Here is a 24,129-nt window from a genome sequence, read left to right on the forward strand (position 1 = left end):
CCGGCCCGGTCGGCTTGGCCCGTGGCGGCAGGCCTGAAAAACGTCTGATGACCGGCGTCCCTCGTTACGGGATTCCAAAGGGCGAAGCCCTTTGGCCGCCGGAGGCTTCCCATGCCCCGCCTCCCCGCGCATCAGCCCCCTATCCACACCACCTCGCCGAACGGCGGCGCGTCCGCCGTCCCGGCGCCGCCCGGGCCGTAGGCGGCCCACAGGACCGGATAGTCCGGCCGGGCCGGAAACCGGTCGCATTCCAGGTCCGTCAGATAGATGAGGCAGGCCGGGCGCAGGCCCAGTTCCGCCACTTTGGCGAAGGCCGGGCGGAAATCCGTGCCGCCGCCGCCTTCAGGGTCGAGGCGCAGGGGTAGGTCGAGCCGGGTGAAGCGTATGGCCTGGCGCACCTCGGCGTCGCAGAAAAGCACGGTGATCCGGGTGTCGAAGTCGGCCAGGATGGCTGACAGCTCGGCGCAAAACAGCGACAGCGCGTCCCGGGAAATCGATCCCGAGCTGTCGATGGCCAAAACGATCTCGGGAAGCTCCTGGTTTTTGAGCGAGGGCAGGATCAGTCCCAGATGGACATAGCGCCGGTTGGGCGGCAGCCAGGAATAGTCGCTGACCGCATTTTGTTCGATGAAGCGGCGCAGCAGATGCCTCCAGTCGAGGCGGGGGCGGATGACCTCCTCCACGAGGCGGACGAGTCCGGCAGGCAGATCGCCCATGCCCCCGGCCTGCCCGGCCTGTCCGGCCTGACTGAGGGCCTGGGCCAGGGACACCCGCAGTTCGCGCTCCCAGTCCTCCCGGTCGCGCGGGGAGGGCGCGCCGTCCGTCCGGGGATGGTCGCGCACCTCGCCCAAAAGCGCCGGGTCCGGAGTGCCGGGAGCGTCCGGGGATTCGGTGTCGCCCGAGGCCGGGGCCTTTTTCCCCGCCGCGGCGTCCAGATCCATGTCCGGCGGCGCGGCCTGGGGTTTTTCCGCCGTGGCCTCGGGGTTGTCCACGGCCTGCCCGGCGTCGTTGCTTCGGCCGTCGCCGCCCGGCGCGGTTTCGGCCGTCGTTTCCTCCCGGCCGCCGTCGCCAAGACCCCCGCCCCGGCGTTTTTCCTCTTTTTGGCGCAGCAGGGCGGCGAAGATGTCGTCCACGCTGCGGTCGGCGTAGGCGGGATCGAGAAGCGCCCCCGAGGGCAGGACGAACCCGGCGTTTTTCAGGATGCCGTTTACCGCATAGTCGCAAGCCCGGTTCCATAGGGCCTCGTCGCGACCCAGGCGGCGCAGGTGGTGGGAGCAGACGATGTGCAAGACCTCGTGGGCCAAAAGCCCCACGGCCGTGTCCACGGCCATGGCCTCGACCAACGCCGGGCGGTAGCCCAGGGTGCGGCCGTCGGTCCACATGCCCGTGCAGGCCGGGTCCGGGGCCATGTGCAGCCGAAGCGCCAGGGAGCCGAAGAAGGGATGGTCCATGACCAGTTCGGCCCGGGCCCGGGCCATTTTTTCATCCGGGGTCACGGCGGCCTCAGACCAGCACGTGGGCGTTGTCCCGGGCCCAGGCGGCGAAGGCCTCGGTGTGGGCCATGGTTTTGTCCTGGCGCAGGGCGTCGCGCATGAGCAGCACGCCGAACTCCACGGGCAGCCTGGCGGCGTATCCGGCCAGGGCGGGCATGGTGTCCCGGGCGGCCTTGCGGGCCAGGGCCTCGCAGATGGCGTAGACGGCGGCCGGGTCCGAGGGAACGGGGGCCGAATGCGGCGCGCCAAGGACCGCATCCGTGTCCGGCAGCTCCCGCCACACCCGCAAAAAGCCGGTGAATTCGGCGGCCGCGCCCTCGCCCACCGTGCCGCGCAAAAGATCGTATTCCACCTCGGCCGGGGGCGCGGCGCAAAGGATGTCCGAGACGAACTGCCAGGTGCGCGGCGAGGGAAAGGCCCGCTCGGCCCGGGCCGGGTCGAAGTCGTGCAGAAGGGCTGGCCGAAAGCGCACAAAGGCCGTGACCTCGGGTCGCAGGGCGGCCTTTTTGGCCCAGGCCAGCCAGTCCTCCAGGCAGGTTTCGAAATCCAGATGCACCATGCGGTTGGCCAGGGCCGTGGGCATGCGGTGGGTCACGGCCCGGTCCTGCTCGCGGTTCCCGGCGGCCACCACGCTCCAGCCGTCCGGCAGGGCGTATTCCCCCAGGCGGCGGTCCAGGATGAGCTGGTAGCAGGCGGCCTGAACCAGGGGCGGGGCGGCGTTGAGCTCGTCGAGGAAGAGCACGCCCTGGCCGCGTGTGGGCAAAAATGCGGGCGGTCGCCAGTGGCAGCGGCCGTCGTCGCCGATGGCGGGTAGGCCGCGCAGGTCCACGGGGTCCAGCAGCACGGCCCGGATATCCGTCAGTTCGCGGCCCAGGGCGGCGGCCGCCTGGGCCACCACCTGGCTTTTGCCCACCCCGGGCGGTCCCCACAAAAACACCGGGCGGCCGATGGGGATAAGCGACAAAAGGGCGGTGGCGATATGGGAAGGGATCACGGCGTCTCCTTGGGGGATGTGTCGGCCCGGGACGGTTCTGGCCGGGGGTCGTGGCCGTAGCGTCGTCCAGGGCAGGTGATGAGCGAAAAATGTCTCCGACGTGGCCCGTCCCCGGGCGCCGGGTCGGTGGTTCTTCGAGGCGGCGCGTCATGCGCCATGGGGATGAGCGTGAATCGCACGGTATCTCCTTGGCGGGGAGGGAGGCGGCCGTTTCGGGCGGTCGGGAAGGGGAAAAGCGCGCCGGGGGCGGGGTGGGGTCGATGTCCCCGCCCGGCGACGCGTTCCGGTTCGCCGCCACCATGGCGGACGCCCCGTATCCGGCAAAAAAGCCCGGCGGGATCGGCACAGATGACCGCCTGCAAGGGCGCGGATCGGCCGATCCGCCGAACTACCCCGTGCCGGGCACATTTCTGATATTGAAAATGAGAATGGTTGTCAACAATGGGGGGGCGCCGGGGACGGGGCCGGGCCGACGGGGAAGGCGTATGGCCAAACCGGGAGCTTTGGTGTAGCTCTCGCCGGGGCCGCACCGGGCGAAGCAAGCCGGGAGGCCGACAGTTTTTGGGGGGAAGACGCCGCATGTCCCATATCGCCAGACTGCTCATCACCTGTCCGGATCGCCCGGGCATCGTGTCCGCCGTGACCACGTTCTTGTATACCCACGGGGCCAACATCATCGACCTGGACCAGCACTCCACGGACCCCGAGGGCGGCACGTTCTTCCTGCGCCTGGAGTTCCATGCGCCGGTCCTGGACATGTCCCGGACGGCGCTTGAGACGGCCTTCGGCGAGGTGGTGGGGGAGCGATTCGGCATGGACTGGCGGCTGAGCTATGCCGACGATGTGAAAACCGTGGCGGTCCTGGCCTCGCGCCAGGACCACTGCCTGATGGAGTTGTTGTGGCGCTACAGCCGCAAGGAACTGCCCTGCCGCATTGCAGCGGTGATCAGCAACCACCCTGATGTGCAAAAAAGCGTGGAGTCGTTCGGGGCGCCCTTTTTCCATGTGCCCGTGACGGACGGGGACATGGAAAAGGCCGAGGCGACCATGCTGGAGATCGTTCGGGACGCGGATCTGGTGGTGCTGGCCCGGTACATGCGGGTGCTGTCCGGGAATTTCGTGTCCGCGTTCCCCGACCGGATCATCAACATCCACCATTCGTTTCTGCCCGCGTTCGTGGGCGCGGACCCCTACCGCCAGGCCCACGACAAGGGCGTCAAGCTCATCGGGGCCACGGCCCATTACGTGACCGCAGAGCTCGACGCCGGACCCATCATCGAGCAGGACACGGCCCGGGTGAACCACCGCTTCGGGGTGGCGGACCTCAAGACCACCGGCAGCGACCTGGAGCGCACGGTCCTGGCCCGGGCCGTGACCTGGCACCTGCAGGACCGGGTCATCGTCCACGGCAACAAGACCGTGGTCTTCCGCTAGCGGCCTGCGCCGACAGGCGTCCTTTCCAGGTCTGCCCCGGTTCGCGTCGGCCTTGACGCCGGGCCTCGGCGCATCTATGTGGACATATATGTATGCCATGCGGGAGGACGCCATGGGACAGATCACCTTCTACCTCGACGAGGCCACCGAGGCCAGGCTGCGGGTCGCCGTCAAGCAGTCCGGCGGCTCGGTCAGCGCCTGGATCGCCGCGTTGGTCCGGGACAAGACCGCCACCCAGTGGCCACCGGGCGTGGCCGCCCTGGCCGGGGCCTGGCCGGACTTCCCCGAGGCCCCGGATGTGCGCCGGGAGCAAGGGGCGGATACCCCCAGGGAATCGTGGTGATGTTCGTCCTGGACACCAACACGGTCATCCATTTTTTCAAAGGCGCGGGAAACGTGGCAACCCGGCTTTTGGCCACGCCGCCGTCCCAGGTGGGCGTGCCCGCCGTGGTGGCCTACGAACTGGAGACGGGGTTGGCCAAATGCGGGTATCCCGTCCGCCGCGTCCAGGAGTTGGGCCTTTTTTTGTCCGCCGTGTCGCTTCTTCCCTTCGGGGTTGACGAGGCCCGGGCAGCAGCCGGGGCGCGTGCCCGCCTGGAGGCCCAGGGAACGCCCATCGGCCCCATGGACATCCTGATCGCCGGGACGGCCCTGGCGCGCGGCGCGATCCTGGTGACCCGGAACGTGCGGGAGTTCTCCCGGGTTTCGGGCCTTGTCGTGGAAAACTGGTATTGATTTGTTGCGGCCGCCGGATCGTGACGGCGCAGGGTGGCCGCCTCTTTCCTTGATGCGACGGATGAGGCCTGCCCGGACCCTGCGATGAAGGGCGTGTGACCCGCCTGGTATGGATGCGCCCCTGCGGCCCGCTTCGAGATGAACGCGCAGGCGTGGTCGCTGCAAAGAACTTGCTTTTTCCCATGGCCTGCCCTATGCGACGACGCATGGGCGTACACTTTCCACACTGCGGTTTTTCCCGGCCGAAAGCCTCCTTCCCCGGTCTTGCCGGAAAAGTCCATGTCGCTACGTCCCTAGGTGCGTCTTTACCCCTCCTCAGGAACTTCCATTCCAGCCGAACGGCGGCAAAAAAGCTGCTTTCGGACAAACGCACGCATGCTCCCGTCCACTGTAGATACTTTACAAAGGAGAGATGGGAATGCGTGACGTATCGAGAATCGTTTGTTTGCTGGCGGCATGGCTTGTCGTAACGGCGGTTCCGGCTTGGTGCCTTGAGGTGCGCATGGCCGGGGACGGGCGTATTTACGGCAATTTCTTTTTGCATCACAATTATACCGGCTGGAACGCCGACGGAACGCAGACCGAAGACCCGGTGAACTTCTACCAGCGGTTCCGGTTGCGCACGGATTTCGTGACCCACGAAAACCTGTCGTTCCGCCTGGGATTCCGGGTGGACGACGAGAACTGGGGCCACGGCACCTTCACCGTCGACGCCCCGGAGGTCTCCATCGAGGTCTATCTGGCCTACCTGCAGTTCAAATGGCCGGATACGGACATCCAGGTCACCGCCGGATATCAGCCCGTGTCCATGCCCGCCACCGAGGCCTTCTACGATTCCCTGATCATGGCCAACGACGACGGCGACCAGTCCACCTCGGCCCTGGTCCTGACCGCGCCCGTCTTTGGCGACGTGGCCTCGCTCAACGCCGGGTTCACCCGGTTCATCGACACCAACGGGGCCTTCGACACGGACACCACCCAGGTGGCCGACGAGTTCGACGCCTTTTTCCTCACCGCCCCCATCACCCTCGATGCCCTGACGTTCACCCCCTGGGGCATGGCGGGCATTATGGGCAAGGGCTCGGACCTGGGCGACATGGACACCGGCCTGCGTTCGGCCGGGAGCTACCTGCCGCCGGACAGCCGGGAATACAACCAGACCGCCTATTGGTGGGCGGGAACCACGCTTGAGGTCAAGGCCTTCGACCCGGTCAAGATCTCCATGGACTTCGCCTACGGCTCCTCGGCAAACGCCCTGCAATCCTCCCGGCGGCGGGGCTGGTTCGCGGATGCGGCCATCGAATACACGGGGCTGTCGTTTATGACCCCCGGCATCTACGGCTGGGCGGCCAGCGGCGAGAACGCCAGCCTGTCCGACGGCAGCGAGCGCATCCCGGTGGTCATGCCCAAGTGGGGCCCGGCCACCTCGTTTCTTTTTGATTGCGACCAGGCCCTGTCCGACGCCGCCATGGAAACGGACGCCACGGGCACCATGGGCTTCGCCCTGGCCTTAAAGGACATCTCCGTCATCGAGGATCTGACCAGTCGCCTGACCTTCGCCATGGTGTTTGGCGCAAACAGCGCGGCGGGCATCCGGCGCGCCCTGGCGGTCACCGGCGGCAACGGCGGCTACATGACCATGGGCCAGACCCTGGCCGTGGGCGAGCAGCTCGTGGGCGTCAACTTCGATCACTATTACGATCTCTACGAAAACCTCACCCTGACCCTGGAGACGGGTTACGCCCAGGGCATCGGCTTCCAGAGCAACATCTGGGGGCATCGCTTCGCCGCAGCCGCCTCCCCGGCCTGGAAATGCGGCCTGGGCATGACGTATACGTTTTAGCGTCTCGGACCCGAACCCCATAAAAAACGCCGTCCCGGAAGGCCGGGACGGCGTTTTTCATATGTTGTTTGCGGAATGCGGCTTCCTATTCGATACCCACGGCCTTGGCCACATCCAGAACCTTCTTTTTCGGGCTCTTGGCGCAGGTTTCGGCCAGGGCGGTGGAGAAGGACTCGAAGCCTTCCCAGTTGAGTTCCGTGTCGCCGGACACGCCGCTTAAATAGCCGTCGAGCCACATCAGGATCATGCCGACACTGGCCTCATCGCCCTTGGCCACGCCCTGCAGGAACTCCTGGCAGCTGAGTTCGCCGAATTCGATGTTCCCCTGGTTTTTCCCTTTGGCCATGGCCGTGGTGGAAAAAGCGAAAAGCAATCCGATGACCGCGCAAAGCCCTACGATTTTTTTCATAGCGAAAGCCCTCCTCGCTGGCGTATAACAACAATGCAGCATGCTGTAAAAGGGAGATTTGCGACAGGCTGCACCAAGGAACGCGAGGTGTGCCGTGGGGCCCTTCCGGCCGCAAAGACGTCGGCTGATGCTTTGGCGGGCGGGCGGGCATCCTTTCGTCGTGTCCGATGACTTCACGTAGGCGAATTGTATGGCGGATATGGAAAAAGGGTGTTCTATTATTTTGAAGACAACTGCGTCTTGGGGGACGGACAACGTGATGCCCTATGCAGACGGATTTTCCGGGGCCGACACGGATCGTGCTCCGGGCGGCGGGTAAAAAATGGCTGCGGGCGTTGCCTCATGGTCGCGAATGTCTTACCTTGTGCAGAATGTGCCGCCTGCCCGCAACGGACAGGCCTTCGCCAGGGCAAAGACGCCTTCCCCCGCCTTCCGGCCTCACAGCGGCGTGGATACGGGTCGAGGCATTGCAAAGAAACAAAGGAATTTTCGCAACACCAACGTGGAGAACGACATGGACGAGAACGCCTGCCGTCAGTGGCTCAACGAAGTCAACTGGGATATGATTCATGAGGATGCCGTGACCATGTATCTGGAGTGGGGCAACAACAACTTCAAGGACACCCTGCGGCCCCCGGTGACCAGCAGCAAGGAATATTCCATCTATTTCGTGGTGGACACCTGGGGCGAGCCCAAGGTGGTGTTGAACAAGATGAACAATTACGGCAGCACGTCGTTGTGTGAAAAAAAACTGCCCCCGGACATGGCGGCCCGGTACATGAAAGAGATCGGGGGACTTCGCGGCATCCATGAGCTTTCCGCCGAGGTCAAGGCCTGGGTCATAAAGGAAATGGGCATGGAACAGGCCTAGGGGGGGACGTCTCTTCAATGCCACAGCCGTGGTGTTGAAGAAAAAACCGTGCGCGCCATATGCCGGGCGTTCTCCTTGCGGCCGTTTCCGGAACGGCGCAGAAAGGGGCGTCGGCCTTTCGGGATGATCAGGGGATGCGGCCTTCGGGCCGTGTCCCCTCGTTTTGCGGTTTCGCTCTCACGGCTCGCTTAAGCTTTCGTGCAGGCCGGTCAGCAGCGGATCGAGGAGGTATTCCGCCACCCGGCGCTTGCCCACCAGGATCTCGGCGTCCAGGGACATGCCCGGCAACAGTCGGAAATCGTCGCCCACGTCGCGCAGGGCATGCGAGGTCAGGCGGATGCGGCAGGCGTAGTACGCCCCGCCGTCGGCCGCCTCGCCCGCGCCCTGGCCCTCGGGCAGAAACACGTCCGGGCTGACCATGCGCACCACGCCGTCGAGAAAGCCGTGGCGCTGGAAAGGGAAAGCGGAAAGCTTCATGCGCACGGCGTTGCCCACCCGGATATGGCCGATGTCCTTTGCCGGGATGGCGACCTCGGCCTCCAGTTCCCCGCCCTTGACGTCGATGGGGATCAGCGTGAACAGCGTCTCGGCCTCGCGCACCACCGACCCCTCGGACACCCGGGCCATGTCCTTGACCACGGCGTCGGACACGGCGGTCATCTCCACCAGTTCCGTACGCCGGGCGGCCTTGGCCAGGGTATGCTCCACCTCGGTCAGCTCCTGCTGGGCCTCCACGATCTTGGTGGCCGTCTGGGTCCGCCAGCCGCCGATGAACGACAGCCGCTCGGCCCTGGCCTGGGCCAGGCGCTCCCGGATCTGGGAATTTTTCTCGGCCGCGCTGGCGTACAGATCCTCCACGCGCAGCTTTTCGCGCAGGGCGTTGATGTATTCGAGACGGCTGGTTTGGTCCCCCTCCCACAGCTTGCGGTACATGGACTCGATCTCCGCCGTCAGGGCGAACTGGCCCTTGAGTCGCTCCTGTTCGTTGACGTTGGCCGTAAGCATCTCCTCATAGGAGGCGATCTCCTGGTCCTTGGCGTCGACGCTGGCCCGGTACTCCTCCTTGCGCTTGAGGAAAAGCGCCATCTGGGCCCGTTGGTCCGGGTCGGCGGCGTCCTTGTCCAGGTCGGCGGTCGGGCGGTCCTCCAGCTCGGCCAAAAGCCGTTCGATCCAGGCCGCGAGGAACCGCTTGCGTCCCGTGAGCTGCCCCAGGTCGGCGGAGGCGAAGGTGGGGTCCAGGGTGGCCAGAAGCTGCCCCTTTTTGACCACGTCGCCTGGCCGAACGGCCAGGGTGCGGATGATCGAGGTTTCAAGGGGCTGGACCACGATGGCCGGGGCCAGGGTGGCCAGCATGCCCCTGGCCGTGACCACCCGGTCCACCTTGGACAGCCAGGCCCAGGCCCCGCCGCAGGCCAGGGCGGCCAGGATCACGTAGACCGCGAACCGGGCCTGCCAGGGCAGCCGCCCAGCCTCCACGGCCACGGCGTCGGGCTGGAATTCCATGGCCTCGCGGCTGATTTTTCCGGGTTTGCCTTTCATCCGCTCTCCCGCCCCTTCACCATCCCCGGGCGACCATCCCCCCTCGCCCGGGGATTCCAAAGGAGGCGCGCCCCCTTTGGCCGCCGGAGGCGTTCCCCCGGCCGCATTTGCGCCCATCCCCCGCCATCACCGCATCCCCCGGGTCTGCTTGTCCCACAGGTTGCGGTAGATGTCGCAGCGGGCGACCAGTTCCGAATGGGGGCCGATGTCCGCCACCTTTCCCGCGTCCAGGACCATGATCCGGTCGGCGTGGCGCAGGGTGGACAGGCGGTGGGCCACGATGATGGTGGTGCGGCCCTTGGAGATGGCCTCCATGTTTTCCTGGATGCGCGACTCGCTGTCCGGGTCGAGCGCCGAGGTGGCCTCGTCGAAAATCATGATCCGGGGGTTTTTGAGGAGCGCCCGGGCGATGGCCAGCCGTTGCCGTTGGCCGCCCGAGAGGTTGGCTCCGTTTTCCTCCAGCACCGTGTCGAAGCCCGACGGCAGGCGCTCGATGAACTCGTCCGCCCCGGCCAGGCGCGCGGCGTGGCGCAGTTCCTCGAAGTCGGCCCCGGGCCGGGTCAGGGCCAGGTTGTCTTTGAGCGCCCCGTGGAAGATGAAATTTTCCTGGAGCACCACCCCGATGTTCTGGCGCAGGTGCAGGATGTCCAGGTCGCGGATGCTTGTCCCGTCGAACAGGATGCGGCCCTGGGAAAGCGGGTAGAGGCCCTGGATGAGCCGGGTCAGGGTGGTCTTGCCCGAACCGCTTTTGCCCACCACGCCCAAGACCTCGCCCGGCGCGATGCGCAGGCGTATGCCGTCCAGGGCCGGAGGGTCGCCGGGGTTGTAGGAAAAGCGCACGTCCTCAAGGACGATCTCGCCCAGGATTTCGGGCCGCACCCCGCCCCGGGCGAACCCGGCCTCGGGTTTTTTGTTCATGACCTCGCCCAGCATGGCCACGGCCAGATGGACCTTCTGGTATTCGTGAATGAGTTCCACGATGCGGATCAGGGGCATGGTCACGGACTGGGAGAGCATCTGGAAGGCGATGAGTTCGCCCACGGTGAGTGAGCCGTCGAAGACGCTTTTGGCCCCGAAAAAGATCACGGCCACGGTCATCAGCCGCTCCAGGGTCTTGATCAGGCTTTGCCCGGCGGCGGCCATCTTGCGCACGTCGAAGTTGCGAAGGACCGCCGTGGCCGAGCCCTCTTCCCAGCGGTTCTGGCGGTCGCCCTCCAGGGCCAGGCTTTTGATGGTGCTCATGCCGTGGATGGTTTCGACCAAAAGGGCCTGCCGTTTGCCCTCGGCGGCGTACAGGGCCGTCAGCCTGCGCTGGAAAGGGCCGATCATGAGCGCGATGATCCCGGCCGTGAACAGGGCGAAGACCAGGACGATGAGGGTCAGTTGCGTGCTGTAGAAAAAAAGCACCGGCAAAAAGACCAAAAGCGACGAGGCGTCGAGCAGGGCGTTTAAGAGGTTGCCGGTCAGAAACTCACGTACCTGGTCGGTCTGCTGCATGTGCTTGATGATCACCCCGGCGAAGCTGCGCTCGAAAAAGGATAGCGGCAGCCGGATCATATGGGCGAAGGTCTCCATGGCCAGGCGCAGGTCGATGCGCGAGGTGGCGTAGCGCAGGAGGTATTCGCGAAGGAAACGCAACACGCCCTCGAAGACCAGGGCCAGGGTCACGCCGATGGCCAGGACGTTGAGCGTCGCCAGGATGTGGTGGGCCAAAACCTTGTCCACCACGGCCTGGAAGAAAAGCGGCACGGCGAAGGCCAGGCCGTGCATGAAAAAGGCGATAGCCGCGATCTCGATGAAGATGCGTTTTTCCCGGGCCACCTGGGGCAGAAACCAGCCCAGGCTGAAATGTTTGGCGTCGCCTGCGTCCAGGCGTTTTTTGCGCAGAAGCAGCACCTCGCCGGTGAAGCGGCCCGCGATGTCGCCTGGGGACAAAAAGACGAAGGGCGAGGTTCCGGGGGCGGCCCGCAGGTCATAGAGGACCAGTTGGGCCTCGCCGTCCGGGGAGGTGCGCACCCCGGAGAGCATGGCCGCGCCGCCGTCGCGGGTTTTGGCCAGGGCCGGATAGGACTCGCCCAGATCCAGCAGCCGCCTGGGGGAAATCCGCTTGCGCGCGGCGAAAAAACCCATGTTTCCGGCCATGCGGGCCAGGGTGGAGAAGGTCAGGGTGCGGCCGGATAGGCCGTGGCGGCTGATGAGGGCCTCGGGCGTGGTCTGGACCCCGTGGTGGCGCAGGATGGCCACGAAGTCGTGCAATACCGTGGCCGGCAGGGCGGTCATGGCTGCCTCGCGGCCGGGACGGCGGGCGCACGGACCACCTGGCGCTTCATGGCGCGGCATGCGTGTGCGACGCCGCCGGGCACAGTCACGACGGGAACTCTCCGGCGACCGGGACGCCTGCCCCCGAGTCGGCCGTATCCGGGGTTTCGCCGTCAAGGGCCTCTGAGGCGCTGTCCCCGTTGCCTTTGAGCTTTCGGCGCAGGCTTTCCCGGCTGATGCCGAGCATTTTGGCGGCCTTGGTGCGGTTGCCGCCGCATTCGGCCAGGCAGGACAGGATGGCGTCGCGTTCCAGGCGTTTGAGGCGTCCGGCCGAGGCCAGGGGCGTGGCGCTCAAGGCCGGATCGGTCAGGTGGACCGAACTGGACTTGCGGCGGATTTCTTCGGAGAGGTCGTCCAAATAGATCTTGCTGGAATAGGCCAGGGCCACGGCGCGCTCCACCTCGTTTTCAAGCTCCCGGATGTTGCCCGGCCAGGGGTATTCGCGCAACGCCTCCCGGGCGGCACGGGAAAAGGTCATCCGGCCCCGGCCCATGCCATGGGCGAACGTGGTCAGAAAACTTTCGGCCAAAAGCAGGATGTCGTCCCGGCGTTCGCGCAGGGGCGGCAGGTCGAGATGCACGACCTTGATGCGGTAATAGAGGTCGCGGCGGAAGCGGCCGTCCTCTATGTCCTTGGCCAGCTCCCGGTTGGTGGCGCACACCAGCCGGACGTCCACGGGCACGGTTTCCCGGCCCCCCACCGGGGTGACCTCGCCAAGCTCCAGGACGCGCAGGATCTTGGCCTGGGTGGCCAGGCTCATGTCGCCGATCTCGTCCAGAAAAAGCGTGCCGCCGGTCGATCCCTCAATGAGTCCCCGGCGCTTTTCCACGCCCGTGGCCACGCCTTTTTCGATGCCGAAAAATTCGCTCTCGAACAGGGTGTCCGGCACGGCCGTGCAGTTGACGGCCATAAACGGCCCGTGGCGTCTTTGACCCGAATAGTGGACCACCTTGGCCACCATCTCCTTGCCCGTGCCGGTCTCGCCGGTGATCAGCACGTTGACCGTGGTCTCGGCCACGCGCTGGGCCAGACGCAGGATGTTGGCCATCTTGGGGCTGGCGCCGATGACCTTGCCCACGGAAAAACGGTGGCGCAGCTGCTGCTTGAGGGCGGAGTTCTCCTTTTTCAGGCGCAGCTCCAGGTTTTTGAGTTCGGAGTGGGAGGCGTCCAGGCGGTCCACGGTCTCGCCCAAAAGCCTTTCGCGCTGGCGCACGCCAAGGACCATCAGCTCCAGCTTTTCGAATAAAACCAGAAATTCGTTGCGGCATCCGGGCTGGGTGGCCTCAAAGATGCGCTTGAGGTCGCCAAGGACGGTGATGGCGTTGGCGTAGTCGCCCTGGCTGACCAGGGTGGAGAAGTGGACAAGCTTGTGGGCCAGCCCGGGCGGCAGGGCGCTCATGAGGGTCATGCATGCTCCGATCCGGCCGCACGGCCGAAGTGGTCGCCACAAGACGGCAAGTGGCCGATATTATGACCAACCCTACATATCCCATTTTACATCCCTCGGCAATTCTCGGTCCATGGCAAGGTGGGCGCCGGGCCACGGCAGCCGCTCCGGGGCATGTATCCTGGCCAGGCGGGTGGGCCGGTTGGTCGTTCCCGGCGCGGCCGGGGCCGCAGGCCGTGAAGCAGGGCCGACCGGGACATGCCGACCCGGCGGCCATGGCGGCAGGGGATGGACTGCCACAATTCAGGGCGCAAGCGGCACGATTCGAGGCGGTCTGGTGTGATTCGGAAATACGTATCCTGCTTGAATTTCATGGGATGATGCATTGGCATGATCCTGGCTAAGGGGAAAGCCAGGGAGAGTATTGTCGGTTCAACGCACAACGCAGGAGGAAGGATCATGAGTTTCAAGTCGTTTTTTTCCAAGGTGGCCAAGGTCGTGTCCGCTGTGGTGGAAAAGACCGCCGAAGCCGCGTCGCTCATCAGCAAGGTGGGAGAAGTGGTCAGCTTCGTGTCCAGCACTATTTCCAGCGTGGCGAGCTTCGTGTCCGAGACGGTAAGCACCGCCGTTTCCTTCGTCCAATCCACGGTGTCCACCGTACAGTCCATCGTTTCCAATGCCTCGACCTCCGTGGTCGACAAGGTGGTGCAGACGGCCAGCTACGTGATCGAACAGGGCGTCACCGCCTACAACTGGGCCGTGGACAAGGTGGAGACCGCTGCGAATTTCATCGGCAATACCGTCGCCACGGGCACGGCATTGGTGAACGAGACCGTGGGGTTGGCCGAGGAATTGGCCAACGCCCCGGACGGCTCCACCGGTTCCCTGGCCTATAATGACTATACCGGCCTGTCCTCGTCCTCGACGTCCTCGGCAGGATTGGCCACGGACGCATCCCAGAAGACCCTTTTGGCCGCCTAACGCCTCTCGCGGCAGCCTCGCGCGTCCCCGCCGGTTTCGCGACCGGCGGGGTTTTTTCATGCGTCCGGGAGCTGCCTTGACGTGAACCGGCGGATAGCGTTGGAAATGGCGGCGGCCTGCCGCACAAAAGGGCGTTTTGCGTCGTGATCGTCGGGTGGGCGGCGCCGGGGATGGCTTGCTCCGCGCCAAGGGCCTGCCGAAATGGCGGCGGCCCGCATCCGTGGAGGAACGCGGGCCGACAGGCAGGGACACAGGCCGACTAATCGAATTCCAAGACCAGCCCCTTCTCGCAAAAATCGAAAACCACCGGCTCGGATTCCGAGCCGTCGGCGAAGACCGCTTTGAAATATTGCTCGCAGTCCTCACCTTCAGAACTTGCATCCCAGACCAGGGTCTCTGTGGCGCCAACTGCAATGCCCTTGCCGATGTCGAAAAATCCCCAGGTCTTTCCGTCTTCCGAAACGAGGATCTTGGTGATCTTCGATCCGGAATTGTTAAAGACAGCAAACTTGTAGGAAGAAGAAAAGGCCGCACTACAGAGAAACATGACACAAATTACACAAAGCATGGCCGATTTGAACAAAAAGAAAGTTTTTTGATGTCCGCGCATGTCCACTCCTTGTACACCATAAAAGTGTTTGAGAGGAAAATCTCCATGTCCGTACGGCCAGGGAAAGATGTTCCCCGGGCCATGTGAAGCTGGGCCAAGCACCCCTTATCTGCCTAAAAAAGGGAGAATGTTCAACGAAGAAATGTCGCAAGCGGCGTGTGTCGGCAATTGAATCGACAGTACGGGCATTGGGCGGATGGGTTGCGGGCGTGCAGAGGGCTTGACAGGGCCATCGTCTTGCCGTTTTCCTCTCCGTTGCACCCTGAAGCGGCTGCGTACGGGAAGACGCCTGAATAAAGGATGGACGCTGGTTTTTTATAGAGCGGGACATCTCTTCCGGAATACGGTACGGGAAGGCGTCATCGCGTATCCCGGTCGCCGGATGCGTCTCGTGCTGATGATTTGAATGCGTTTGCAAAAGTGTTCGCATGCGTCGATATCCGGGAAGCGACGCAAGCCTTCCGGTCGTCTGCGCCAAAGGCCCGGCATGGATTACGAGACCCCCTTGCGCATCTGTCTGGTGGACGGTCCCTTCCGGCCGTTTCTGATTTCTCGCGGGCATGAAGTGCTGCATCTGGCCCCGCCCCAGGGCGTGCATGATATTGCGGCCCTGCTTGCAAAGCACGGCTTTACGCCGGATATCCTCCTGCATACGGAAACCCTCGGCCGCAAGGTCATCCTGCGCGGCGTGGAAAACCTCTCCTGCCAGACGGCCTTCTGGTCCGTGGACACCCATGTCAACAGCCACTGGCAGGTCCACTACGCGGCGCTTTTCGATGCGGCGTTCACCACCCAGAAACATCTTGCCCCCCTGTTCGCCCGGGGCGGCCGTGAGGCCTTCTGGCTGCCATGGTTCGGCACGGCGCGGCCGTTTCGGCCCTTTGCCGGGCGGGGCACGGAGGTTGGGTTCGTAGGCCGCATGGGCGAGGGGCGACCCGTGCGCGAACAGTTCGCCACCCTGCTGCGCCGCCGCTTCGACGCCCGCCTGGCCAGCGAGCTGTCCTTTACGGCCATGCAGGACTTCTACGACGATACGCGTCTGGCCCCCAACGAGGCCCTTTTCGGGGAGCTCAATTTCCGCCTGTTCGAGGCCGTGTCCAGCGGCAGCCTGTGTTTCACCCCCCGCACGCCCGGGTTGGGCGATCTGTTTTGCGACGGCCGGGAGGTCGTGGGCTACGACAATGGCTGTGAGCTCGCACAGCGCCTGCGGTTTTACCAAGGCCATCCGGATCTGGCGCAAGCCCTGGCCCGGGCCGGGCATGCGGCCCTGGCCGCCCGGCATCTGGCGGAGCACCGGGGGGAGGCCTGGCTCGCCGCCCTGCCCGAGGCCCCTGGGCGGGCGCGCGGCGACGCGGCTCGTTTGTCCTTTGCCCTGGCGCTATTGGGGCTTTTCGAGACAGGACTTTTCGGGGGCCTGGTTCCGGAGGTGGAGGCTGATCTGGCCCGGCTGTCCACGGACACGGCCGCAGCCGGGGGGCTGGTGCGCCTGTGGCGGCTTGGCGGGCGGCGCGACCGCATGCTGACCCTGTGCGCGGGCATGGCGGCCAACCGCATCGATGACCCGCTTCTTCTGGCCACGGCGGCCATGGCGGCGCTTTCGGCCGGGGCCTTTCCTCTGGCCCGGGCCCTGGCCCGGGGAAAGGTCCGCCCGTTCGCCGGGGCAGGCCAGGGGGGCGATCCACGCCGGGCGGTGGACTCCCCGCGCGACATCTGCCTGTTTGCGGCCGGGATATTTCGCGAGGCGGGCCGGGTGGTTCGGCCCGGGCTGGTTTTTGAGGCCGACCGGCTGGTTCCCCAGACGGTGGTGGAGGCCTTGATCGTGGCCCACACCCTTGACGAGCGGGACACGGGCATCCTCGTCGCCCTGGATGCGGCCCTAGAGCCCTTCCGGGGCACGGAACCGACGCGCCTGGGGATTTTATCCTCCCTGTCCCTGCAAAGCGGCAGGAACTGGCGCTGGCCGCTGCGGCTGGCCCTGGTCAACGCCCGCATGTTCCGGCTGGATGAGGCGGCTCAGGAGTTGGCCCTGGCCCGGACCCTGGCCGAGGAGGCCGGGGAGGGGAAACGTTTTGCCGCCATGCGCGACAGGCTTTTTCCCGAAGCGGTCCCGGAGATGTGACCCGGAGCGGTCGCCGGGGAGGGACGAAAAAAAACGGCGGACCTGGGGCAACCCTGGTCCGCCGTTTCGGTTTTACGGCAAAGCGCCAAAAACCGGTCTACTTGGCCTTGGGTGCGGCGGCGTCCACATGGCATTGGCCGCAGGCCGCCGGGCCGGCCTTCTTTTCCAGATGGCAGCCGATGCACTGCTGATGATAGGCGCGCATAAGCGGGGTTCTCCCAGGCGCGGCGACCACGGGGTGGCAGTCGGCACAGGGCACGCCTTCGCTGGTGGCTTTGGGGTCGCGCACGCCGTTTTCCCCGCCGTGGTGGCAGGCGGCGCAGTCGTCGATCTTGGCCTTCTCGTTGTGGGCGTCGTGGGGAAACACGGCTGGCGGACGCCGGGGCGCAGTGAAGGCCTCAGGCTTGATCACCAGCATGTCCCCCTGGGAAAAGGCCAGGGGGGCTCCGCACAGGACCGCCGTCAAGGTCAGGGCAAGGATAAGGTATCTGGTCATGATCGGATTTCTCCCGTGACGGCGGGCCGTCAGGACGCGCCTTTTTTTTCCATGCATTCGTAGATGATGTCGCCAAGGAACTTCAGTTCGATGCCGAGCCCGTATTTGTGGATGATGTCTTCCAGGCCGCCGTGGCAGTTGTGGCAGGGGGCGATGCAGGTCTTGACCCCGGTGGCCTTGAGCTGGTCGGCTTTGACGGAGTTGCCCACGATACGCACGTTTTTGAAGGGAGGCCCGCAGTTGATGACCCCGCCGCCCGCGCAGCAGCAGTAGTTGTGCTCCCGGTTGGGGGTCATCTCCACCACGCCGTCGCAGATGGCGTGCACCACCTCGCGCAGCTTGTCCATGAGCCCCCGGCCGCGAATGACGTTGCAGGGGTCGTGGATGGTCACCGGGCCAGGGTACTTTTTGGCCATGCGGATCTTTCCGGAATTCAAGAGATCCCAGAAAAACTCGATGGAATGCACCACGGGCACCGGGTGCATGCCCCAGCCCAGCCAGCGGTTGCCCACGTCGTAGATGGCCCGGAAGGCGTGTCCGCATTCGCCCATGACGATGCGTTTGACGCGCAGGCGCTGGGCGGCCTCGAAGTGGGCCATCTCCACCCGGCCCATGATCTCCATGTCGCCGGAGAACATGGCCATGTTGCTGTTGTCCCAGCCCGGGGTGGCGGGCATGGTCCAGTTAAGCCCGGCCTGGTTGAAGATGAACGCAGCCTGATAGATGAGCTGGGTCCGGAACTTGGGTTCCGGGGCGATGACCGAATACATGAAGTCCGCGCCTTCCACCTCAAGCGGGATGCGCAACTCGGGCATTTCGTCCCGGGCCTCGTCTTCTTGCCATTTGAGGGTGTCGATCCACTCGTCGTCCTTGACCCACATCTGGTTCATGGTGGCGGAGTGGCTGTGGGCCGTATCCTGGATGTACTGCGGGGTGACCCCGAGCTTATGGCAGATGCGGCGCACGAACGACATGATGTAGGCGGTGTCGATGCCCAAGGGGCAGTAGTGCATGCAGCGCCGACACAGGTTACATTCGGTGTAGGCGATCTGGGCGCACTGGTGAATGAATTCCGGGCTCACCAGCCCCTTGTGTTTGAGGATCTCCCACATGGTCTGGCGGACCTTGGCCACCGGGGCGTAGGAGGGATCCTTGTGGGACATGTAGTAGTGGCAGGCCTTGGCGCACATGCCGCAACGCACGCAGGTCTCCACGTAGGTTTTGAGTCTGGCCCCGCCTTCCCCTTCCAGGACGGCGAGAATGGTTTTTTGAATCTTCTCCGGGGTTAGCCGGGCAATCCCGGCTTCAAGCCCCGCATCTTCTATGCGCCTGTCGGCAATGGTGGTCGTCATGTGTCCTCCGGTATTACCAGTCCTTGGCCCGCCGCACGCCGCCGAACTCGGAGCCGATGTAGCCCCGTGCGAAGAATCCGAACAGCATGTGGCTGAGTCTGGTGAAGGGGATGGCGATGAGCATGGCCTCGCCGCACAGGACGTGCAGGGTGGTGAGGGTCAGGCTGTCGCCGATCTGGTGATAGGCCAAAAATCCGGTCGAAAAGGTGCAGAAGACCAGAACCAGGACCAGCCAGTCGTGGTTCGAGGTCACAAAACGCACCTCCGGCAGGCTCAGGCGCCGCCAGGCGAAAAACAGGCAGACGACCATGACCGCCACGGTCAGTCCGTCGGCCAGTCCGTCGGGCAGGGCGGCGTAGGTGAAGCCGAATGAGGTGTCCCACATGACGATGTGGGACATGAGGAAGATGGGAACCAGGAACAGACAGATGTGGAACACATAGGTCGCGACCGTCAGGGCCGGGTTTTCCCGCCAGCCCAGGGAGCCGAAGGGGATGAGCCAGTGGAAAATGGAACGCAGGGAATAGCGCCAGGTCATGTAGCTCAAAAAGGCCGCGTCTTTTTTCTTGGCCAGGGAATACATACTGAAAAGACGCGCCAGGGAGCCGATGACGAACACGCCGAAGGCCAACCAGGCCAGCGGTCCCACGGCCAGGGCGTAGAGTTCGAGCATGGGAACCTCCAAGGAACCTGTTGAAAGGGCCAGGGCCTCGATCAACGTTTTTGTGCTTGTCCGTTGCCGGATGCGCAGGGGGAATGCCCCGGCGCGCGCCCGGGGCCGCTATCCCGTGAAGGCCGAAACCGGGGCCACGATGCGCTTGTACGCCTTGCCGCTTATGCCCCGCAAAAGCACCTTTGCGCCGTCGGGGGAAAAGATCGGATCATAGGCCCGGTCGAAGGTCGCGGGATGGGCCTTGCCGTCTAGGACAAAGGCCTTTTTGCCGTCCTTTTCCACCCGGATGGCCACCTGCCCGGTAGTCGGACAGATCACCGGCCCATAGGCCATGTCGTAGACGCCGGGCCACACGGACCCATTCACCAGCACCCGGAAGGCGGTGTTGTCGGTGCTGGCCTGGGCGGCCACGGTCTTGCCGTCGGGGGAGACGCGCAGGTCGGTGACCACCGGGAAGGTGGCGGACCAGGGCGCGGCGTTCACGGCCACGGTGAATTTGCCGAAGCTTGTGGCCACGATGGCGGCCAGGGTGGCGCCGTCGGCGGAGAATTGCGGATGGTGGCACTGGACGAAGGCCGGATTCCATACGAATCCCGCGTCCCCGGCCATGCCCCAGAGGCCTTTTTTGCGCACCGGGGCCAGCACCTGGCCGTTTCCGGGATGGAAGACCGGGCCCCAGGCGCAGTCGTAGGCCGCTTCCCAGGCCTTGCCGTCCACGGCCACGGAATAGTCGTACAGGGAGCGGCGGATGGTGGCGGCCACGCGGCCGGTCTTGACTTCGATGGCCGGATCGAAACAGTTGACGAAGGTGGCGTCCCAGGGCTCGCCGTCCACGGCCACGCTGAAGATGCCCTTTTGGAAGGTTTCGATGTCCGCCTGCCCCATGGACTTGACCTGCACGGCGGCCGCAGTGTGCGCCCCGTCGGCTGCGATGCGGAAGTGGTTGGCGTTGTCGTGCAGGGTTTCCCAGGGCGCGCCGTCCACGACCATGCCGTAGCGGCCGTCGCTCTGGATGCAGGCCGCAATGACCCCGCCGTCCGCAGAAAAGGTGGTTCCCCAGGCGAAGTCGAAGCTTTCCTCCCAGGACTCCCCGTCCACGGACACGGTCCACATCCCGTCCTCCATGGTCACGGCCGAAAGTCTGCCGTCGGGGGAAAACCTGAGATACCAGGCTTTTTCAAAATCCGTTTCCCAGGGCTCTGCGTTGACGCACACGGTAAACCGGCCGTCCCCGAGATTGGCCACTGCGGCCAGGCGCTCCCCGTCCGGGGAGGACTCGGGCTCCTCCGTCCATTCGTGGGGGGCAGCGCAGGCCGTCGCGTCTTCGAGCACGGTCCGCGCTCCGGGCTCCCAGTCCCAGGCTTGATCGGCTTGCATGCGATGGCTCCTTGAAGAAGGGTTTTCCGCGCGGGTCTGCTTATGACCGCGCGCGGGTCGCGCCCGTCAGCCGGCGCGTCGGCGTCCGCCCCGTCCGGCGTGTCCTGTCTGCGGGAAAAATCCCGTAGCAACGCACGGATACCGGCGCGGAAGATAAGGGCCTCCCGGTATGTCTCGATACATACTTGGGGTGATTGTCCCTATCACGAAAAGCGATGGCATCAAAAGACAAATTTGACGCCGAAGTTGAAGAATTTTTTCACAAGCCGTGGCCCCCGGCCCCCCCGGCCCGCCAAGTGCTGCGGCGGCGGGCCGGATGAAGCCGGACCCTGGAGGAGACGGCCGGGGCGGGCAGGTCGCCGCGGCCGAAGGGGTCGGAGGGGAAAATCTCACGCACGGGACCGCTGCGAGGCGTCCTGAAGAGCCTGCCTGAGCGCCTCGGCGGCCAGGAAGGCGCAATGCGTCTCATCGGCCGGAAATCCCGGCAAAACGGCCAGGATCTGGGCGTCCGTGATATCGTAGGCCGCGTCCACGCTGGTCCCGATGGCCAGTTCCACGGCCACCGAGGCGCACACCTGGCTGGCCCCGCAGCCATCCGAGAAAAAGGCTCCGGTGACGATGCGGTCGGCGTCGATGGTCAGGGAGATCTCGATGGTGTCGCCACAGGCGCCGGTCAGCCGACCCACCCCGTCGGCCTTGGGGACGCGGCCCATGGCCGGAAGCGTCTTCCAGCGCCGGAAGGCCTCGGGGCCGTAATGCGACAGGGCCTGGTCGTCGATGCCCGCCTGCAGCTCGCTTGCCCAGTCGTCCAGGGAAGCGGCCGGGCGGGCCGGTTCCTCGTCATGTTCGTCAGCCATGGTGTGGCGCCTCCTTGGTCCGGGTCAGGCCTTGCCGCAACAGGTTCCCGGGCGGCAGGAGCGCTCGGCAGGGCGCGACCCGCAACAGCCGTGGTCCGAAAATCCCGGCAGGGACGTGCGTTCCCGGCCGGTCAGGGAGGACACGGCGGCCAGTTGGCGTACGGTTGCGGCGTGTCCGCAGGCCGGACAGGGGGGGGAGACCGCCTCCCCCTCCCGCACGGTCGTCAGTTCCTCGAAGACCTGCCCGCAGGCCGGGCACACGAAGTCATACAGGGGCATGATGCGTCTTCCTCGCGTTGTCGCATTCGCAGCGTCGTTTCCGCCCGGGGTTTCCAAAGGGGGCGGCGTCCCCTTTGGCCGCCGGAGGCATTCCTCCAGCCGAATCCCCTCCGTCCTAATGGTCGCAGGTGTTTTCGCCGGTCACCAGGCAGCCGCGCAGATAATCGGCCACGATGGCCTCGGGCGAGTCGGCCTTGGCCCCCACCACCACCTTGACGCCTTTTTCCGTGAAGAGATCCCGGGCCTTCTGGCCCATGCCCCCGGCGATGACCAGATCCACCCCCAGGGTGGCGATCCAGGCCGGGATGACCCCGGGCTCGTGGGGCGGCGGAACCTCGTGGCGGGTTCCCATGATCTTGCCCGTGGCCGTATCCACGTCCATGACCGCAAAGGTTTCGCAGTGGCCGAAGTGGGCGCACAGCGTCCCGCCCGCCGTGGGCACGGCCACGGTGAGCTTGGACCCGGCCGGGCCGTCGGCCACGGCATGTCCCGAGGCCGGGGCGGAGGCCGGGGCCTCCGGGCTCATGCGCGGCATGTCCACGGCCGGAGCCCGCTTCATGGCCTCGGCCACGATGTCCTTGAAGGCCAGGGCCGAGGGGCTTTGGCCCTTGACGGCCAAAAAGGCCTCGCCCGCGTCGCCGGAACTGGCCACGGCGGGGTCGATGGGGATGCGGCCCAGAAAGGCCACGCCCATGTCCTTGGCCAGGGCCTCGCCGCCGCCGGAGGAAAAGATGTTATGCACGCTGCCGCAGTCCGGGCAGACGAATCCGCTCAAATTCTCCACAACGCCCAGGATGGGATTGCCCAGACGATGGCAGAAGGTCACCGAGCGGCGCACGTCGTCCACGGCCACGGCCTGGGGCGAGGTGACGATCAGGGCCTGGGCCTTTTCCCCCAGAAGCTGCATGACCGAAAGCGGCTCGTCGCCGGTTCCCGGAGGGCAGTCCACCACCAGATAGTCCAGGTCGCCCCAGGCCACGTTCTCCAGAAACTGCTTGATGACCCCGCCCTTGACCGGGCCGCGCCAGATGACCGCCTCGTCCGAGTCGGGCAAAAGAAATCCCAGGGACATGACCTTGAGGTTCCAGTTCCACTCCACGGGCAGCATCATGTCGCCCTCGAGCCCGGGCTGGATGCCCGTGAGCTTGAGCAGCCGGGGGATGCTCGGGCCGTGGACGTCCACGTCCAAAAGCCCCACCTTCTTGCCCTCAAGGGCCAGTCCGGCGGCCAGGTTGGCGGCCACGGTGCTCTTGCCCACCCCGCCCTTGCCGGAGAGGACCACGATTTTCTGCTTGATGCGGCACAAGGCCTGATTCAGACGCTTGTCATCCTCGCATTTGTCTTTGTCGGCACAACCCGAACACGCGCTCTCGCTCATATGTCCTTCCTTTTCCGCCCGATGGCGTAAGAATGTTACCAGTGTCCGTCCTTGTCCGCCGCCCCGGCCGGGGTCAGCGTTCCGGCCCGGAAGGCCTCGATGGCCTGGCCCACGGTGACGTCCTGGGCCAGATAAATGGCGATGCCGCCCCGTTGCAAGGCGGAAAAGGCCTTGGGGCCCACATGGCCGGTGATGACCGCGCCCACCCCCAGCCCGGCCACGGTCTGGGCCGACTGGATGCCCGCACCCTGGGGCAGGGACAGGTTCTGGGCGTTTGCGGCGAAGGTGCTCTCCCCGGTGTCCATGTCGTGGACGAAAAATCCGGCCGCCCGTCCGAAACGGGGGTCCAGGGGGCTGTCAAGCGAGGCCTTCTCGGTGGTGATGGCGATTTTCATATGCGTCTCCTTGCGTGGGTGTTGCCGTGACGGCGTACACGGCGCTATTGGCGGCCCCTGCCCCCGCGTCCGCCTGCCGCCCGGCGCGGACAGATCCCCGGGGCGCGCAGGGCGGCCACCCGGTCGTGGACCACGGCCTCCAGGACCTCGTCCACCTGTCCGGCGATCCAGGGGTCCATGCGGATTCCGGCGGCCAGAAACATCTCCACGCACCGGCAGGTGGCCCCGCCGCAGACCAGCCTGTTCACCCCGGCCCGGCGAAGCGCCCCGGGCAGTCCGGGCAGCCCTTCCCCGGGCATGAGGCATTCCCCGGCAAAAATCGCCCGGCCGTCCGCCACCCGGTACAGGCGCAGGCTGGCGGCGGTTTCCAGAAGCGATGCCAGACGGTCCTCGTAGCAGGCCAGGCAGACCAGGCAGGGGCGGGGTGCGACTGGCGTTTTTTCATTCATAGTGGGTACATGGCATCGTACGTGTTTCACGACAACCATTAGCATTTGCCGTGCCGTTGAATAATAGCGTGCTATATCAAAGAGATGGTGAAATGCAGCGGGGGGCTGGCGGTTGGCGGGGGCGAAAAATACGCCATAT

General features: G+C 65.4%; 23 protein-coding genes. 7 read left to right on the forward strand and 16 right to left on the reverse strand.

Annotated elements, in window-relative coordinates:
• Positions 1-131: 131 nt before the first annotated feature.
• Both GD606_RS17730 and GD606_RS17735 read right to left on the reverse strand, forming a co-directional pair.
• Positions 132-1,496 (reverse strand): vWA domain-containing protein, encoded by a 1,365-nt coding sequence (locus GD606_RS17730; protein WP_246298868.1) that lies wholly within the window; start codon positions 1,494-1,496, stop codon positions 132-134.
• Positions 1,497-1,503: 7 nt separating this feature from the next.
• Positions 1,504-2,487 (reverse strand): ATP-binding protein, encoded by a 984-nt coding sequence (locus tag GD606_RS17735; protein ID WP_163303637.1) that lies wholly within the window; start codon positions 2,485-2,487, stop codon positions 1,504-1,506.
• 579 nt (positions 2,488-3,066) lie between these two features.
• On the opposite strand from GD606_RS17735, the gene purU reads away from it, so the two are divergent.
• The 4 genes from purU to GD606_RS17755 all read left to right on the forward strand — a co-directional run bounded on the left by purU (position 3,067) and on the right by GD606_RS17755 (position 6,499).
• Positions 3,067-3,921, forward strand: coding sequence for a formyltetrahydrofolate deformylase (gene purU / locus GD606_RS17740; protein ID WP_163302366.1), 855 nt, complete (start codon positions 3,067-3,069; stop codon positions 3,919-3,921).
• Between the two features lie 112 nt (positions 3,922-4,033).
• A complete protein-coding gene (locus GD606_RS17745) occupies positions 4,034-4,264 on the forward strand; it encodes a CopG family transcriptional regulator (RefSeq protein WP_163302365.1) in 231 nt (76 codons plus the stop codon).
• On the forward strand, positions 4,264-4,656 hold the full coding sequence (locus GD606_RS17750) for a type II toxin-antitoxin system VapC family toxin (protein ID WP_211922174.1): 393 nt from the start codon (positions 4,264-4,266) through the stop codon (positions 4,654-4,656). Before GD606_RS17745 ends, GD606_RS17750 begins: the two co-directional genes overlap by 1 nt.
• Positions 4,657-5,074: 418 nt before the next feature.
• Positions 5,075-6,499, forward strand: coding sequence for an outer membrane homotrimeric porin (locus tag GD606_RS17755; RefSeq protein WP_163302364.1), 1,425 nt, complete (start codon positions 5,075-5,077; stop codon positions 6,497-6,499).
• 85 nt (positions 6,500-6,584) lie between these two features.
• On the opposite strand, the gene GD606_RS17760 is transcribed toward GD606_RS17755, so the two are convergent.
• The gene (locus GD606_RS17760) at positions 6,585-6,908 is read right to left on the reverse strand and encodes an HdeA/HdeB family chaperone (protein ID WP_163302363.1); all 324 of its coding nucleotides are present in this window, start codon (positions 6,906-6,908) and stop codon (positions 6,585-6,587) included.
• 514 nt (positions 6,909-7,422) lie between these two features.
• Between GD606_RS17760 and GD606_RS17765 the strand changes: the two genes are divergently transcribed.
• A complete protein-coding gene (locus GD606_RS17765; protein WP_163302362.1) occupies positions 7,423-7,779 on the forward strand; it encodes a DVU0772 family protein in 357 nt (118 codons plus the stop codon).
• A 177-nt stretch (positions 7,780-7,956) separates the two neighbouring features.
• On the opposite strand, the gene GD606_RS17770 is transcribed toward GD606_RS17765, so the two are convergent.
• The 3 genes from GD606_RS17770 to GD606_RS17780 all read right to left on the reverse strand — a co-directional run bounded on the left by GD606_RS17770 (position 7,957) and on the right by GD606_RS17780 (position 13,045).
• Positions 7,957-9,318 (reverse strand): HlyD family type I secretion periplasmic adaptor subunit, encoded by a 1,362-nt coding sequence (locus GD606_RS17770; RefSeq protein WP_163302361.1) that lies wholly within the window; start codon positions 9,316-9,318, stop codon positions 7,957-7,959.
• Positions 9,319-9,444: 126 nt separating this feature from the next.
• The gene (locus tag GD606_RS17775; protein ID WP_163302360.1) at positions 9,445-11,598 is read right to left on the reverse strand and encodes a peptidase domain-containing ABC transporter; all 2,154 of its coding nucleotides are present in this window, start codon (positions 11,596-11,598) and stop codon (positions 9,445-9,447) included.
• 85 nt (positions 11,599-11,683) lie between these two features.
• Entirely contained in the window at positions 11,684-13,045 is a 1,362-nt protein-coding gene (locus tag GD606_RS17780; RefSeq protein WP_163302359.1) for a sigma-54 interaction domain-containing protein, read from the reverse strand.
• A gap of 438 nt (positions 13,046-13,483) precedes the next feature.
• On the opposite strand from GD606_RS17780, the gene GD606_RS17785 reads away from it, so the two are divergent.
• Complete coding sequence (locus GD606_RS17785) at positions 13,484-14,005, forward strand: hypothetical protein (RefSeq protein ID WP_163302358.1); 522 nt, start codon at positions 13,484-13,486, stop codon at positions 14,003-14,005.
• A gap of 259 nt (positions 14,006-14,264) precedes the next feature.
• Here GD606_RS17785 and GD606_RS17790 read toward each other — a convergent pair whose 3' ends face one another.
• Entirely contained in the window at positions 14,265-14,615 is a 351-nt protein-coding gene (locus GD606_RS17790; protein ID WP_163302357.1) for a hypothetical protein, read from the reverse strand.
• A gap of 487 nt (positions 14,616-15,102) precedes the next feature.
• Here GD606_RS17790 and GD606_RS17795 point away from each other — a divergent pair, with 487 nt between their 5' ends.
• Positions 15,103-16,734 carry a glycosyltransferase family protein gene (locus GD606_RS17795; protein ID WP_163302356.1) on the forward strand — a complete coding sequence of 544 codons (1,632 nt, stop codon included), beginning with the start codon at positions 15,103-15,105 and terminating at the stop codon, positions 16,732-16,734.
• A gap of 97 nt (positions 16,735-16,831) precedes the next feature.
• Here the strand turns inward: GD606_RS17795 and tmcA are convergent, their stop codons facing one another.
• From tmcA to GD606_RS17840, 9 genes are all read right to left on the reverse strand, one after another.
• Positions 16,832-17,230: an acidic tetraheme cytochrome c3 TmcA gene (gene tmcA / locus GD606_RS17800; protein ID WP_163302355.1), complete on the reverse strand. Its 399-nt coding sequence runs from the start codon at positions 17,228-17,230 to the stop codon at positions 16,832-16,834.
• Between the two features lie 29 nt (positions 17,231-17,259).
• Positions 17,260-18,582, reverse strand: a complete 1,323-nt coding sequence (tmcB, locus tag GD606_RS17805) for an electron transfer complex ferredoxin TmcB (protein ID WP_163302354.1) — start codon at positions 18,580-18,582, stop codon at positions 17,260-17,262.
• Positions 18,583-18,595: 13 nt separating this feature from the next.
• Positions 18,596-19,255, reverse strand: a complete 660-nt coding sequence (tmcC, locus tag GD606_RS17810; RefSeq protein ID WP_163302353.1) for a TmcC family electron transfer complex membrane anchor subunit — start codon at positions 19,253-19,255, stop codon at positions 18,596-18,598.
• A gap of 108 nt (positions 19,256-19,363) precedes the next feature.
• The gene (gene tmcD / locus GD606_RS17815) at positions 19,364-20,632 is read right to left on the reverse strand and encodes an electron transfer complex subunit TmcD (RefSeq protein ID WP_163302352.1); all 1,269 of its coding nucleotides are present in this window, start codon (positions 20,630-20,632) and stop codon (positions 19,364-19,366) included.
• Positions 20,633-21,021: 389 nt separating this feature from the next.
• On the reverse strand, positions 21,022-21,489 hold the full coding sequence (locus GD606_RS17820) for an iron-sulfur cluster assembly scaffold protein (RefSeq protein WP_163302351.1): 468 nt from the start codon (positions 21,487-21,489) through the stop codon (positions 21,022-21,024).
• Between the two features lie 24 nt (positions 21,490-21,513).
• Complete coding sequence (locus GD606_RS17825; RefSeq protein ID WP_163302350.1) at positions 21,514-21,768, reverse strand: FmdB family zinc ribbon protein; 255 nt, start codon at positions 21,766-21,768, stop codon at positions 21,514-21,516.
• Positions 21,769-21,883: 115 nt separating this feature from the next.
• Entirely contained in the window at positions 21,884-23,146 is a 1,263-nt protein-coding gene (locus GD606_RS17830) for an iron-sulfur cluster carrier protein MrpORP (protein ID WP_163302349.1), read from the reverse strand.
• A gap of 35 nt (positions 23,147-23,181) precedes the next feature.
• Positions 23,182-23,541 carry a NifB/NifX family molybdenum-iron cluster-binding protein gene (locus GD606_RS17835; RefSeq protein WP_163302348.1) on the reverse strand — a complete coding sequence of 120 codons (360 nt, stop codon included), beginning with the start codon at positions 23,539-23,541 and terminating at the stop codon, positions 23,182-23,184.
• Between the two features lie 44 nt (positions 23,542-23,585).
• Complete coding sequence (locus tag GD606_RS17840) at positions 23,586-23,990, reverse strand: NifB/NifX family molybdenum-iron cluster-binding protein (RefSeq protein WP_163302347.1); 405 nt, start codon at positions 23,988-23,990, stop codon at positions 23,586-23,588.
• Between the last annotated feature and the right edge of the window lie 139 nt (positions 23,991-24,129).

Origin of the sequence: Desulfolutivibrio sulfodismutans DSM 3696, from assembly GCF_013376455.1 — a bacterium.
Classification (GTDB): Bacteria; Desulfobacterota; Desulfovibrionia; order Desulfovibrionales; family Desulfovibrionaceae; genus Desulfolutivibrio; species Desulfolutivibrio sulfodismutans.

Excerpts from the sequence above, each read along its gene's own strand:
- purU (WP_163302366.1), top strand. The coding sequence starts at position 3,067 with ATGTCCCATATCGCCAGACTGCTCATCACCTGTCCGGATCGCCCGGGC.
- GD606_RS17745 (WP_163302365.1), top strand. The coding sequence starts at position 4,034 with ATGGGACAGATCACCTTCTACCTCGACGAGGCCACCGAGGCCAGGCTG.
- GD606_RS17750 (WP_211922174.1), top strand. The coding sequence starts at position 4,264 with ATGTTCGTCCTGGACACCAACACGGTCATCCATTTTTTCAAAGGCGCG.
- GD606_RS17755 (WP_163302364.1), top strand. The coding sequence starts at position 5,075 with ATGCGTGACGTATCGAGAATCGTTTGTTTGCTGGCGGCATGGCTTGTC.
- GD606_RS17760 (WP_163302363.1), bottom strand. The coding sequence starts at position 6,908 with ATGAAAAAAATCGTAGGGCTTTGCGCGGTCATCGGATTGCTTTTCGCT.
- GD606_RS17765 (WP_163302362.1), top strand. The coding sequence starts at position 7,423 with ATGGACGAGAACGCCTGCCGTCAGTGGCTCAACGAAGTCAACTGGGAT.
- GD606_RS17770 (WP_163302361.1), bottom strand. The coding sequence starts at position 9,318 with ATGAAAGGCAAACCCGGAAAAATCAGCCGCGAGGCCATGGAATTCCAG.
- GD606_RS17775 (WP_163302360.1), bottom strand. The coding sequence starts at position 11,598 with ATGACCGCCCTGCCGGCCACGGTATTGCACGACTTCGTGGCCATCCTG.
- GD606_RS17780 (WP_163302359.1), bottom strand. The coding sequence starts at position 13,045 with ATGACCCTCATGAGCGCCCTGCCGCCCGGGCTGGCCCACAAGCTTGTC.
- GD606_RS17785 (WP_163302358.1), top strand. The coding sequence starts at position 13,484 with ATGAGTTTCAAGTCGTTTTTTTCCAAGGTGGCCAAGGTCGTGTCCGCT.
- GD606_RS17790 (WP_163302357.1), bottom strand. The coding sequence starts at position 14,615 with ATGCGCGGACATCAAAAAACTTTCTTTTTGTTCAAATCGGCCATGCTT.
- GD606_RS17795 (WP_163302356.1), top strand. The coding sequence starts at position 15,103 with ATGGATTACGAGACCCCCTTGCGCATCTGTCTGGTGGACGGTCCCTTC.
- tmcA (WP_163302355.1), bottom strand. The coding sequence starts at position 17,230 with ATGACCAGATACCTTATCCTTGCCCTGACCTTGACGGCGGTCCTGTGC.
- tmcB (WP_163302354.1), bottom strand. The coding sequence starts at position 18,582 with ATGACGACCACCATTGCCGACAGGCGCATAGAAGATGCGGGGCTTGAA.
- tmcC (WP_163302353.1), bottom strand. The coding sequence starts at position 19,255 with ATGCTCGAACTCTACGCCCTGGCCGTGGGACCGCTGGCCTGGTTGGCC.
- tmcD (WP_163302352.1), bottom strand. The coding sequence starts at position 20,632 with ATGCAAGCCGATCAAGCCTGGGACTGGGAGCCCGGAGCGCGGACCGTG.
- GD606_RS17820 (WP_163302351.1), bottom strand. The coding sequence starts at position 21,489 with ATGGCTGACGAACATGACGAGGAACCGGCCCGCCCGGCCGCTTCCCTG.
- GD606_RS17825 (WP_163302350.1), bottom strand. The coding sequence starts at position 21,768 with ATGCCCCTGTATGACTTCGTGTGCCCGGCCTGCGGGCAGGTCTTCGAG.
- GD606_RS17830 (WP_163302349.1), bottom strand. The coding sequence starts at position 23,146 with ATGAGCGAGAGCGCGTGTTCGGGTTGTGCCGACAAAGACAAATGCGAG.
- GD606_RS17835 (WP_163302348.1), bottom strand. The coding sequence starts at position 23,541 with ATGAAAATCGCCATCACCACCGAGAAGGCCTCGCTTGACAGCCCCCTG.
- GD606_RS17840 (WP_163302347.1), bottom strand. The coding sequence starts at position 23,990 with ATGAATGAAAAAACGCCAGTCGCACCCCGCCCCTGCCTGGTCTGCCTG.